Source organism: Cronbergia sp. UHCC 0137, from assembly GCF_034932285.1.
Lineage (GTDB): Bacteria > Cyanobacteriota > Cyanobacteriia > Cyanobacteriales > Nostocaceae > Cronbergia.
This window is the reverse complement of sequence record NZ_JAYGHC010000043.1, coordinates 3,760-18,534: the sequence shown is the minus strand read 5'-3', so window position 1 is coordinate 18,534 and position 14,775 is coordinate 3,760. Positions and strand designations below refer to the sequence as shown.

Genomic DNA, 14,775 nt, shown 5'->3' with positions numbered 1-14,775 from the left:
TGCTGGTATTGTGATAGTGTAATGAATCCTTTTTAGCATATTTGAATACAAATACTTATGAAATCGCTTCAGTGGCAAAGACATCCTTTCCCGAATCTGCTTTATCTAGAGTGGCTATTTTTAGGGATGTCATTCGTGACAGTCTTTTCTAATTTCCCTATTTCCTCTAACCCCACATATACGGGGATAATTGTACTATCACTTCTACAAAATAGTCCTTGGCAAATTCGAGCAGGAGTTGTGGTAATTTTGCTTTTCATTGGAATTTCTGGATTATGCTTACCGAAAGGTTCATGGTGCTGGATTTATATCTCAATTCAGTTTGGATTGTCTTGGTTAGCTTCTCTGTTGTGTCTCGGAAAAGAATTAAATGTGGTGCTAGTCAGTCGGTTTATTGCTTTTTTATTAATAGTGGTGGTGATCCGTAGCTATCTAATTTTTTCCGGTATATCTAGACAATTATTGCTGATTACTGCTTATATTTCTTTCCAACTATTTATAATTTATTTTTTAGTGAATTATATGCCCAATCTATTGATAAAAGAAATTATTGGATTAATGTTATATCCTTCTTTTATATTTGGAGCATGGATGTTTCTTTTTTTAATCTTGGTACATACTTTAATTGCTGAACGTCAAAGTCGTCAGGAATTAGCGGAATCTCATCGTCAATTACAACGGTATGCCCAATTAATTGAAGGACAGGCGATTTTAAGGGAAAGGACATATATTGCTAGAGAAATTCATGATGCTGTCGGACATTGTTTAGCTACCCAAAGTATCCAATTAGAAAATGCTAGAGTGTTGCTTGAACAGGATGTGAAAAAGAGTGGTTATTATTTAGATAAAGCTAGGGAATTGGGGGATATTGCCATTAGAGATATGCAGCGATCGCTCTCTATTTTATCTACTGATCCTTTGGGTAATGAATCTTTTACTACAGCTTTTTCTCGATTATTAAATAATTTCCAACAATCTACTCCTATTCAATTAGATCATCATTTAAACTTAGAAATTAATTTGTCAACAGAAATAGCGATCGCTCTCTATCGTATTGCCCAAGAAGCCCTAACTAATATCATCAAACATTCCCAAGCTACACAGGTTTATATTAATCTCTATCAAACTAATAATTATATTATTTTAGAAATCCAAGATAATGGAATTGGCTTTAACCCTGAAGATAATTTAGCAGGTTTTGGACTCCAAGGAATGCGCGATCGCACGGAAGCTTTAGGAGGTAAATTAGAAATTATTAGTCAACAATCTCAAGGCTGTAATATCATTGTTAAAATTAGGGAATATCTCCATGAAAATTCGAGTTCTATTAGCTGATGATCAAAGTTTAGTGAGAGAAGGTTTATCTAATTTACTCAAACAACAACCTGATTTAGAAATTGTCGCAGAAGCAGAAAATGGAAAAGTTGCTGTAGAATTAGCCCACAAATTCCACCCAAATGTAGTTTTGATGGATGTACGAATGCCGATTATGGATGGTGTAGCAGCAACTCGCAATCTTCAACAACAACTCCCAGAAGTTAAGGTTTTAATTTTGAGTACCTTTAGCGATATTCAATATTTGACTCAGGCTTTAAAATTCGGGGCAAAAGGTTATTTACTCAAAAATACTCGTTCTCATGAAATCGCTGATGCAATTCGATTGGTGCATCAAGGACACACTCATTTTGGACCCGGACTTTTTGATCAATTATTACCCTTAGTTCAAGAATCTAAACCCAAGATTACTCAAGAATTAGAACAACTTACTCCTAGAGAAAAAGAAGTGTTAAAATTAATTGCTCAAGGTTATTCTAACCGAGAAATTGCTCAAAAATTATATCTTTCTGAGCAAACTGTCAAAAATCATGTGTCTAGTATTTTACACCGCTTGAACTTGCGCGATCGCACTCAAGCCGCTTTAATCGGAACTAATTTACTCAACTCCTAATACCAATTTTATGTGAAGCTGCATAGACTGATGACATCAATAGACATCTCCGGTAAAGATTGTAGAGACGTTCCATGGAACGTCTCTACAGGGGTTTTAGGTAACGCATATTTAGTTTCTGGAGATGTCTACAGCCGAAAAGAATCGCCGTGACCGCGCTCGTGGTAAACCCAAAAAATTAGCAATTACTGCTTGTGTTCATAAAATGTTAATCATCTTAAATGCGATGATTCGGGATCATCTTCCTTGGTCTATGACTCACGACTCACAACCAATTTCTGCATAAAGTTTCACTATCGTTTTTATACCTCCAATCTTGTTTGGTAATTTATGGCAATCTATAATTTACCTATTTTGTCTTGCTCTGTTTTTCTCCTCTATTTTCTGACTTTTTTCCTAGACTTTAAATTTTTCCTTAACGATGCCTGCGGCGTACCTCTTTGAGGAAGCAAGCTACGCGGTAGCGTCTCGTAGAGAGCGAAGCTATCGCTTGACAATCAAGACAGTCGCTACAAATCAACTACAAATCAACACTTTTTTCAATTTGGACAAGGTATTGTTGTTAGTAGTCAATAAAACAGTGGGGTATTGATGTCTACAGGATAGGGCGTGAGGAAAAACGGTTTTAGAGTTGTTTACTTTTTTATACAGTTTGGTTTTATTCTGTCTACTTAACGGTGGCGTTATCAGTAGCTTACCGTAGGTATTGTCGTTTATTTGATCACCGGAGGGCTTTTGTCAGTTTGCTATTAATTGGAGTTTAGAACTAATTTTAATTATCAAATCGTAAAACCTCTACCCAAACAGGCTTTTAGTATTTATGAGGTCAATATGATTTCTAAGTCTAAAATGCTTACCAAACAAGGTTTGTAGCCTTAAATAAAGAATTTACTCTAAACTCATTGATTAAAGATCATTTCCAAAGTTTCATGAATTACCTAAACACTTCGTAATTGTATGTAATCAATCTTTATAAAAAGTTTACAAAAATCTCTTGCTTTTAATAACGTAATTAGAATAAATTCATGATGTCTAGTATTTCATCTCACTATTAAATAAATCTTTTTCTTGAGTAAAGAAAAGATTATCTAGAAGGTTTTCCTTGGTAAAGGAAAGATTATCTGTTTGGTCATAATAGTACGTTAATACCAAGGAGTTTCAATATATATGGATACAGTGCATATTCACGATTCTAATTTGCCGTTTGTAGCTTCTCCTTTAGATCACTTTTTTCAAAACTCCAATTTTGTTCCTGATTTTACTCAACAGGCTATCACCGCCACACAATTGTATCTACAAGATTTTTCTATTTCTGCTGATTTTGCTGATAAAATACATTTAGCTTTTGGTGAGCAATTAAATTTACAAACCGCTCATACTCTAATTGAAAACCTAGCTAATGGAACAGTAATTCCCAATATTGAAATTATTCCCCAAGAACAGCTAAACGCTTATGGGGCATTTGGTGACAATACTATTTATATATCTCAAGAACTAAATAAATTAGATACATTTCAACTTGCCGTAAACACATTTTTAGAAGAAACAGGACATTTTATTGATTCACAATTAAATACATTTGATGCACCAGGAGATGAAGGAGCTATTTTTGCTAAACTTGTCCAAAATCAGCCTTTAAGTTCTGATGAATTGACAAGATTAAAAACAGAAAATGATCACGGTATTTTAACATTCAATGATAAATCCTTTAATGTTGAATACGCAAATATAGAATTAATTTTTGGTTCAACCAATCCAGATAATATCACCCTCCAACCAGGACAATCAATATTTACAGGTGATGGCATAGATGATATTGAAGGAATTGTTAATAATGTAATTAATGCCGGCAATAGTGATGATACAGTCAGAGCAGGTAGTGATTCTAGCGTTTTTGGTGGAGATGGTAACGATAACCTAATTATAGGTCAAAACGGCTTTGCTCAAGGTACTGTTGCCGATGGGGGTAATGGTAATGATACCCTGACTGTAGTACAGGCTGATGGTAGTAACAGCTTGTTTGGTGCAGCAGGTAACGACACTCTCCTAGTCGTGGAGGGTTCAGCACAAATGCTATTTGGTGGTTCTGGTAGCGACAAACTTACCAGTAACGGTAGTCAAAATCGTCTTTATGGTGGTTCTGGTGACGACGAACTATTTGGAAATGAAAACGACTACCTCTTTGGTGGTGACGGTAATGATGTATTATTTGCCGGAGAAAAGGGAGGAAATAGTCTAACTGGTGGTGATGGTATTGATAAATTTTGGATTACCACAGCTAGTTTACCAAATAGCAAGAACATCATTACTGATTTTAATTCAGGAACAGATGTAATTGGAATTGGTGGTATTGCTGAAATTACCCAATTTGCTGACTTGACATTAGTGCAACAAGGTAATGATACCTTGGTAAAATTTGGTGAGATTGAATTAGTTTCCTTAATAGGAGTAACAGTTAGCAATCTCCAATCAGTTGACTTTGGCTTTCCTTCATCTGGAGATAACGCACCACCAGTAATTACAACATCTTTAGTCAACGATACAGGCAAGAGTAATTCTGATAAAATTACTTCAGATGCAACGATTGGGGGAACTGTCAGCGATGTTAGTCAAATCAATAAATTCCAAGCCAAGTTAAATTCTGGTAGTTTTATAGATGTTTTATCTAAGTTGCAGAATGGTGAATTTACCTTAGATATAGCCACACTCACACAAATTAACAATGGACAATTACCAGATGGAATTTATCAACTAACTTTACAAGCAGAAGATGAATTTGGTAATGTTTCCTCTCAAGTTAATTTAGAATTTACCCTAGATACAACTGCACCTCAAACCACAAACTTTATTTCCTCAATCTTAGCCAGTGAATTACAAAATCCACGGGGAATGACTATAGGAAGTGACGGTAATCTTTACTTTACAGAAGCAGGAAACGGTGGAAATGGAACTTCTGTAGTCGCAGGAAATGGTGCAACAGTATTTTATGGAGAAACAGGGCGAATTTCTAGTTATAATCCAGAAACAAATAATATCACACCATTAATTACCAATTTAGCCTCTTTAGCCACCTCTCAAGGAGGAGGTGGAACAGGAATTGCAGATTTAGCTTTTGATAGTGAAGGTAATTTATATGGTTTGATGGGTTTAGGTGGAAATCCAGAAATTAGAACAACTTTAGGTATATCTGAATTTGGACAGGTAATTGCTATTGATTTATCAGGAACACCTAGTTGGGAAAACATAGCTGACATTGCAGCTTTTGAAGCAGAAAATAATCCCGACGGAGGAGATATAAATAGTAATCCCTACTCTTTAGTTATTGATCAAAATGGGACAATTTTTGTCAGCGACGCAGGAGGAAATAATGTTTTAAAAGTCAATGATTCCACAGTCAGTTTAGAAACAGTTTTAGTTCCTCTTCCCATGGAATCAGTCCCAACGGGTATGGCTATTGGTGTAGATAACCTTCCCTACGTTGGACAATTAACTGGTTTCCCCTTCCCTGTTGGTGCAGCGAATGTGTATAGTTTACAAGAGGGAGAATCGAGTATTTTCGCATCTGGTTTCAGTTATATTACAGATATTGCCTTTGGTGCTGATAACAGTCTTTACGTCCTAGAATATGGCAAGGATTTCTTAGCAGGTGATTTCCAAGGAAGTTTGTGGGAAGTGAAGCCAGACGGAACAAGAAGTAAGATTGTCAGTGGTGGTTTATTTAATCCCATAGGATTAGCAGTTGATAACGAGAGAATTTATATTGCTAACCGTGGAAATATAGCCGGAATTGGTGAAATTATTGAGTTATTGAATCTAAATACTTTCTCTGGTAATGCAGTATTAAGTCAAGGTGTAAGATTGCAAGGTAATGTTAATGGTACAAGTTCTCAGATTGATAAATTGAGTTATCACTTTGGTAGCGGTAGTGAAATTGATGTACCAATAAATGCCGACGGTTCGTTTGATTTGGAATTAAATTTAACTGGTTTATCTGGAGAACAAAACCTGATAATTAGAACAGTTGATTTAGCCGGAAACAGTACAGAAATAACTCAAATTGTAGTAGTTAGTCAGTCAATTTCAGACACAACACCGCCAGAAATTACTGCTAATCTCAAGAACGATACAGGCATTAACACAGATGGTATTACTTCAGATTCTACAATTGAGGGAACAGTCACCGATAGTAGTGAGATAGCTAAGTTTGAAGCTAAGTTAAATTCTGGCAATTTTGTGGATGTTTTATCTAAGTTACAGAATGGTGAATTTACCTTAGATACAGTTACACTCACAGAAATTAATGGAGGACAATTATCAGATGGAACTTATCAACTAACTTTACAAGCAGAAGATGAATTTGGTAATATTTCTACTCAGGTAAATTTAGAATTTAACTTGGATACTCTTGCACCCCAAACACCGGGGTTCATCTTAGATACATTATTTGATTCTGCACCTATTGGTAATTCTCAGACAACATTTACCACTGTCAAACTATTAGGAGAAACAGAGGCAAATACCACTGTTACACTAGAAGGAATAGGAACATCAATTACTGCCGATACTGCGGGTAAGTTTAGATTTGATAATGTGTTGTTAACATTGGGTGATAATTCCTTCACCGTTAACGCTAAAGATACAGCCGGGAATAGTAGCACATTTACTACTATTATCAAACGAGTTGATCAAGAAGACAGTGATGTGGTATTAGATTGGAACGCCACACTGTTAAATGCTATTTATGAAGACAAGACAACACCACCGATTGCTTCTCGGAATATGGCCATAACCCAAACTGCCGTATTTGATGCTATAAATAGTATTACTGGGACTTACGAAAATTATCACTTCACAGGAACAGCCCCCACAGGTGCATCTCCAGAAGCCGCAGCAGCATCAGCAGCCCATCAAGTTTTAGTTAATCTTTATCCCCAACAAAAAGATTATTTTGATAATGCTTTAACAGCGTCTTTAGCAGAAATTACCGACGGTACAGCAGAAGATAATGGAGTAACATTTGGACGCACTGTAGCCGATAATATTTTATCTTTAAGAAGTGCAGATGGGTCAACTAATACTGTTACCTATACGCCAGGAACAAACCCCGGACAATGGCAACCAACCGCCCCAGGATTTGCTTCTGGTTTATTACCTCAATGGGGACAAGTTACACCCTTTGGATTAACAAGTGGTAATCAATTCCGTCCTGATGGTGTACCAGCTTTAAACAGTGCTGATTACACAATAGAATTTAATCAAGTCAAAGATTTAGGAAGTATTAATAGTACAACTCGTACCACGGAACAAACGGAAATTGCTAAATTCTGGGCTGATGGATCAGGTACATTTACACCTCCTGGACATTGGAATCAAATCGCCCAAAATGTTGCCGCAGAAAAGAGTAATTCTTTAGTAGATAATGCTCGTTTATTTGCATTATTAGATATTTCATTAGCTGATGCGGGTATTGCGGCTTGGGATGCCAAATACCATTATGATTTCTGGCGACCAATTACAGCGATTCAAAATGCAGATAGTGATGGAAATGCTGATACCATTGCTGATGCTAGTTGGAAACCTTTATTAACTACTCCACCATTCCCAGAATATGTTTCTGGACATAGTACCTTTAGTGGTGCGGCGGAAACTATCTTAACAGAATTGTTGGGTAATAATGTCAGCTTTACGACTAATTCTTTAGGTATTCCTGGAGTTGATCGAGAATTTGATAACTTTACAGATGCAGCAAATGAGGCGGGAATTAGCCGCATTTATGGAGGTATTCATTTTAATTCTGCCAATGTGGAAGGGTTAGCAACTGGTAGAAGTGTGGGTAATTATGTTCTGGAAAACTTGTTAGCACCTGTCATTTCAGATACAACAGCACCTACTATTAATATTTCTAGCATTCCATCAACAGTTACATCTTTCGTAGAATTAACCTTTAATGAACCAGTACAAGATAGTTCATTTGTAGCAGATAAATACAATTTAGTTATTTCTGGAGGAATTGCTGATGGTCAAGCTATCACAATTAGCTCAGTTGAAAAACTCAGTTCTACCCTAGTAAGATTGAATTTAGCAGCCGCTTTCACCGCAGGTAATTATCAATTAACTGTCGCTTCAGGTATTACTGATTTAGTTGGAAATGCCACCAATTCATCCCAGGATTTTGACATTAATATTGCTGATGCACCTATAGAAATTTCTCCTACTAATGGGGAAGAAATGGTGGGATTGAATCGGGAAACTGTGGTTAAATTTGGTAAGAAAATAGATCCAAATACTGTTAATGATGACAGTTTGTATCTCATAGCTAATGGTCAACGAGTTGAGGGAGAAATTAAAGTTTCCAGTACAGAAGAATTTGCAACTTTCTTCTATGAAAATCCCTTACCTTCCTCTACAGAAGTGAGAGTTGTAGTTGATGGTAGTAAGATAATTGGCCGTGATAGTGTAGCGATTGATGGAGATTTAGATGGTGTTGCTGGTGGTATTGCTACAGCAGACTTTACAACCTTACCAATTACTAGAATTGAAGGAACTGATGTTTGGGGTTATGTCTATGACTCCTACAACAAAAATCCCGATGGTTCTAATATTCCCATCCAGGGTGTAACTATTCGTCTGGATGCTTTACCAGATGTTTTTACTGTCACTGATGAAAATGGTTATTTTATTCTTGAAGATGTACCTGCACCAGACTTTTATGTTTACATTGATGGTTCAACGGCTACAGGTGCGCCAGATGCTACTCAGTATGCCAGCTTAGGTAAACCTTTCCACAGTGTACCGGGACAGTCTACGCAGTTGTTTATGGATGGTTTGCCATTTGATGTGTATTTACCACCAATGGCGGCTAGTGATGTTAAACCATTATCTACTACGGAAGATACTCAAGTTGGATTTGGTGAAGTTTCCCAAGAGTTTTTACAGCAATTATTCCCTGATGTTGACCCTGATGTGTGGTCACAAGTACAGGTAACATTTGTTGCAGGTTCAGCCCAGGATGATGGGGGAAATGCAGCGACTCAGGCGATGATTATACCTGTAGATCCGCAGCGTTTACCAGCACCTTTACCACCGGGTGTAGATCCGCAGTTGGTGATTTCCATTCAAGCGGGGGGTGCGAATGGGTTTAACAGGGAAGCAAATGGTGGTGCGACTAATTTTGATGTTCCAGCACCGATACAATTCCCCAATTTAGAAGGGTTGCAACCGGGTGAGAAGAGTTTGTTCTGGTCTTTTGACCATGATGCCGGTAAGTGGATAGTGATTGGTACGGGTACGGTTAGTGAGGATGGGAAGACGATTAAATCTGATCCTGGTGTTGGGGTTTTAGCTCCGGGTTGGCATTTTGTAAACCCGGGTACAGAAGAAAAAGGAAATGCTGATGATGATCCGCCAACTAATGTTACTATTCGCGCCAATAAAGAGAATCTCTTAGAAGGAATTATCAAGTTAGATGAGAATGGTCAACCTGTTACGTCAGAAGAAATTTCTCAAGCTTCTTTTACAATTAGTCGAACAGGCGATATTGATGAAGATTTAACAGTTAATTACAGCATTGCCACAGGTGAAAATAATGCAATTAATGGAGGAGATGAAGCTGATTTCCTGGTTATTAATGAAGAGGGAGAATTAGAGGAAGCATTAACAGGACAAGTGGTTATTAAGGCAGGGACTTCTGCTACAACAATTGTCATTCGTCCCATTGCAGATGGAATAGAAGAAGGAGATGAAAAACTAACATTAGAGTTAAACGATTCCTCTGATTATGACCTGGAAGAAAATGCGACTGAAGCAACAATAACGATTCAAGATGCTAATTTTTTAGAAGGAATTGATCGTTGGTGGGCGACTACGGGTGATGCACCGATATCGGTTACTTGGACTGTACTCGTAGAAAGTCAAGGAAGCTATGAATTAAATATTGAGGGCTTTTTACCACAAAGTTGGGGTTTAGCTGATGATGCCACAGTTGAGATAGATAAACAACTGTTAAATGAAACATTTGTAGCGGTTGGAACTATTGGAGTAATTGATTTAGGAACCTTAACGAGAGGTTTTCATGAAATAACTATTAATGGGTTTGAAGTTCCAGATAATGCTGACGTTTCGCAAATATCATTCTCCTTAGAAGGAGCAACCAACAAAACTTTAGAAACATTATTTATTGCTGATAATACTGAGGTTACTGGAATTAATAAGCAGGGGTTAATTGAACAATATAAACCTATTCTTCACTTTGATCAAGGAAAATTTCCCAATGACTGGCAAGCAGAGGGATTTATTAATGCTTTTAGTGTTGACCAAACTTGGGGGAACTTTAAAGCACCAGATTATAATCCCACGGGAAATTTTCAAGATAATTTTGATTTAGGTCAAGGTTTTGGAGATGGGATACGTTATCAGGGTGATGGAACTATTTATGCTTCTATTGTAGAAAATGGCAGTCAGTTAGCAATTAATTATTATTTCCATTATCCAAGAAGTAATTGGCTATATTATGGCGGAAATAATACTCATGAGGGTGACTGGGAGGGGGTAACTGTTTTTCTTGATAGAAATACCTTAGAACCGATAAACGCAGCTTTTTCACAACATATAAGGGTACCAGGTTTTGAAGATGGTGGTATCACTGTTCCTTGGAATTTATTGGATAGAAATGGAGATAATACTAATGTCTATGTTGGCTTAGGAGGTCATGCCAGTTATCCTTTTGCTGGTATTACTGCATATCTGCGTAATCCCACTCTTATTCCAAGAGTTCCCGAAATTCATAAGGGAGACTTAATTACATTTGATAACTTATCAGTACAATACCTACCACAGGCGGGGAATGCTAGTTTACCAGAACAATTTCCTTGGTTATTATATCCAGGTAAGTGGGGAGATGATGATAGTGCGCCAAGAGGACCATTATTCTTGTCTACTGCTCCGTCTTTAGCAAATCATCCTGGGTTACGTTGGATTAATCCTTGGGCATGGTCACAGGATTTTGACATATTACACGAAGGAGAAAATGATACGAGGTTTGCTCAAGTATATCTAGGTAATGAAAACGATAATAATATTGCAATACAAACATCTTACTCTATTTTACGGGGGGGATTTGGTGATGATACTTACACGTTTTTAACCGACCCTTTATCAAGTATTGGCAATGCTTTTATAGAGGATGCTGGAGGGGTAGATGATGTTTTGCGCTTTGGTACAAGTCTGAATGCAAATAATAATATTAATTTGTTTTTTGGTCTTCAAAAAAATGAGTATGGTTTAGCTCGCGATAGACAAAATTTAGTTATTGATGTCAACCAAGATGCTTTGATTCGATATCTAGATGATGTAACCATCCGAAATTTCTTCGCTTCAGAGACTGGAAACCAAGCAGGAACAGGTTTTATTGAAACAGTTGCTAACTTGACAGGAGAGCAAATTCTTAGTGCTTTTGGTAATACTTCAAGCAACAATGCCAGGACAATTTCTGAGATAGTTCTGGCTAATAATCAAGACCTTCCTCGGTCTAATTTATCTAGTATCAATAACGATACTCGTCTTTACTATCGGTATGTTTTAGAAAATGGCAATGAAGTAACAGGACGAACTAACACAAACGGTAGCTACAACACTGTTTTACCTGCAAATACTGAATTTGACTTATTCTTGTATAGCACTCGAACCAATCGCTATGAAATTATTTCTGGAACAACGAGTGCAACAGGTTCAACATCTAACAGAGACATTTCTCTGACACAATTTGGCGGTGTTGATAGTGATGGAGATGGCATTGGTGATATTGGGGAATTTACCATAGGTACTTCCTTAAATAATTCGGATACTGACGGAGATGGAATCAGTGATTTAGCAGAACTCCAACAAGGATTAGATCCCCTTGGTGGACGTGCTTTCCCAACAGGAATTATTTCATCTCTCCCCCTCCAAGGTGAAGCTAAAGCAGTAGTCGTCGCAGGTTCAACCAACAATTCCCGTAACCAAACTGCTTATATCGCTACAGGTTCTTACGGACTAGCAATTGTAAATGCTTCTCAATTCGATAACCCCATCATCCTCGGTCAATTAGACTTACCAGGAGGTGACGCTACAGACATTGCAGTGGATACCAACCTGCAAATTGCCGCAGTTGCAACTAATACAGGCGCTCTCAAATTGGTAGATATATCCGACCCCATGCTACCAAAAGTAGAGCAGACTATTAATATTCCTGCAAATCAAGTAGAAATATATAATGGTATCGCCTATGCAACAGTGGGAACTTCAATGTATGCAATTGATTTACTCACTGGTGAAGAGTTACAGCAGTTAAACCTTGGTGGTTCTGGTACTGTTACAGGTATGGCTCGTGAAGGAGAAAAACTTTACACCTATGTCAGTGGTTCTGATACCTTCTCCATTATTGATATTAGTAACGAAGCCCAAGCCAATATTCTCGGTCAACTCAGAGTTTCTATTGCTTCAACAAATGTAGGTGTTTTCGCGGCAAATGATGTGGCTTACCTAGCAGGTAGTGGTTTAAGAACTATCAATGTTTCTAACCCCAGCAATCCTACATTAATTAGTGGTGCAGACAACTTCTTTACCGCCCGAAATATAGCACTCAATGGTTCTGGTTTGGCTTTGGTTGCCACAGAAAACCAAGGTCTAGGAATTTATAGTTTCAATGATCTACAAAACACCAACAACTTCATCACTCAAATTGATACCTCTGGTTTTACTTACAATGTAGCAGTTGCATCGGGTATTGCTTATGTCGCAGATGGTTCTGGTGGATTAAAAGTAATTAATTATTTGCCTTTTGACGCAGCAGGACAAACCCCGACAAATGTTACCATCAATTCCTTAGTCACGGATATAGACCCAAATCAACCGGGTATCCAAGTATTGGAAAGTTCCACCCTATCCTTTACAACTGCTGTGGAGGATGACGTACAAGTAAGAAATGTAGAACTTCTGTTCAATGGAGAGGTCGTACAAAATGATGTATCCTTCCCCTTCGACCTCTCAGGAATTGCCCCCAATATTACCCCAAATAACAACCAATTAGTAGTTCAAGTGCGGGCTACTGATACAGGAGGTAACACCACCATTACTGAGCCTCTCACCGTTGATTTATTACCCGATACCTTTGCTCCAGAAATAGTTAACACCACCCCGAAAAACAACGGCGTAGGGGAAAATGTTAGATCCATAAGTATCAGTTTTAACGAAAATATTGACATTTCTCGGATTAACTTATCAGGAATTACCCTGACAAGTTTGGGTACAGACGGTGTAATTGGCGGTGGAAACGATTCAATCCTGGCTTTAGCGGGAGTAGAAACACCATCAAATCGTCGTTTAGTAGTCCTTCTAGAAGAATCCTTGGCCATTGGAAAATATCAACTTACCCTAGATCCATCAATTATTGCCGACAACGCAGGTAACAACTTAGAATCACCTTACACCTTAGAATTTACAGCAACAAAAACCCTTGCTTTCAGCCGCACTGACCTCCCCGTAGGTGAAGAACCCAGCAGCATGACTGGTGCTGACTTTGATGGAGATGGAGACATTGATTTAGCAATAGCTTATCCCGGTCGTATTAATTCCAATTCCTTCAGTGGTAATACTGTATCAATCCTATTTAATAATGGGGATGGTACTTTTTCTCAACCTGTAAATATCACCACAGAAGTAGGACCACAATTGCAATCAGGTGATTTTAATGGCGATGGAAATATTGACTTAGCTGTAAATAGCTTAGAAAATGATAATCTTGCCATATTCCTCAACAATGGTAACGGTGTATTTACTCAATCTGGAATCTTTGAAACAGGTGAACTTCCAGTCAGTATACCTCCTGCTGATTTAGACGGGGATGGAGACTTAGATTTAGTTGTATTAAATACGATTTCAGTCAGTAACTCTACCGCTTTCAATAGCGGGGCTACTATTTCAGTATTACTAAATGATGGAAATGCAGGTTTTACGACATCATTAACTTACACTTTAAATCCGGGTATAGAATCTGCCAGTATCGGAGACTTAGATAATGATGGTGACTTAGATTTAGCTGTAGTAAACAGGAGAAATGATAGTATCTCATTACTATTCAACGATGGTAATGGCAACTTTGATACATCAACTACTTTAAATTCTGTCAGCCCAAATCCAATCGCAGTTACATTAGCAGACTTCAATAACGATGGTAATTTAGACCTAATTACTAATAGTTTTAGTAGTAGCGGTCGTGTATATGTATTTTTAAGTAACGGTGACGGAACATTTGCACAGCGTGCATCTTACGATGTACCAGGTTATCCGAATGACTTAAATGCTGTAGATTTAGATTTAGATGGTTATCTAGATATAGCCATAAATCACGCTGTTGTTTTCTTGGGTTCAGAAAGAACTGAAGGTAATAGATTCACGGTACTACGTAACAATGGTGATGGTACATTTAGTTTACCAATTACTGTTGAAGTTGGTAACTTCCCTGTTAGTCCTGTAGTTGCAGATTTAGACGGAGATGGTGATTTAGACGTAGTGACCTCAAACGGAGATGATAACACTATTTCTGTACTAGATAATGAAATTATTTAGTATGGCTGTTTTGGGAAATTTCATCAAGGGCGATCGCTTTTTGGGGTATGGAGGGCGATCGCTTTTGGGATGTGGAGGTGCGATAGCGCAAGCGCTCCGTAGGAATCGCTGTTTGGGATGTGGAGGTGCGATAGCGCAAGCGCTCCGTAGGAATCGCTTTTTGGGGATGTGGAATTGCGATAGCGCAAGCGCTCCGTAGGAATCGCTTGTTTGGGATGTGGAGG

General features: G+C 37.8%; 4 protein-coding genes and 1 pseudogene. 4 read left to right on the top strand and 1 reads right to left on the bottom strand.

Annotated features, from left to right (window positions below):
* Positions 1–57: 57 nt before the first annotated feature.
* The 4 genes and pseudogenes from VB711_RS19485 (at position 58) to VB711_RS19470 (ending at position 14,551) form a co-directional block, all read left to right on the top strand.
* Complete coding sequence (locus tag VB711_RS19485; RefSeq protein WP_323287901.1) at positions 58–1,335, top strand: sensor histidine kinase; 1,278 nt, start codon at positions 58–60, stop codon at positions 1,333–1,335.
* Positions 1,310–1,948 (top strand): response regulator transcription factor, encoded by a 639-nt coding sequence (locus VB711_RS19480; protein WP_323287900.1) that lies wholly within the window; start codon positions 1,310–1,312, stop codon positions 1,946–1,948. Before VB711_RS19485 ends, VB711_RS19480 begins: the two co-directional genes overlap by 26 nt.
* Before the next feature lie 160 nt (positions 1,949–2,108).
* Positions 2,109–2,234, top strand: a pseudogene (locus tag VB711_RS19475) (IS110 family transposase); the annotation flags it as partial.
* An 881-nt stretch (positions 2,235–3,115) separates the two neighbouring features.
* Positions 3,116–14,551, top strand: coding sequence for a ScyD/ScyE family protein (locus VB711_RS19470; protein WP_323287899.1), 11,436 nt, complete (start codon positions 3,116–3,118; stop codon positions 14,549–14,551).
* On the opposite strand, the gene VB711_RS19465 is transcribed toward VB711_RS19470, so the two are convergent.
* Positions 14,544–14,775: hypothetical protein (locus VB711_RS19465; protein WP_323287898.1), on the bottom strand; the 232-nt coding region annotated here is incomplete at its 5' end. The genes VB711_RS19470 and VB711_RS19465 overlap by 8 nt on opposite strands.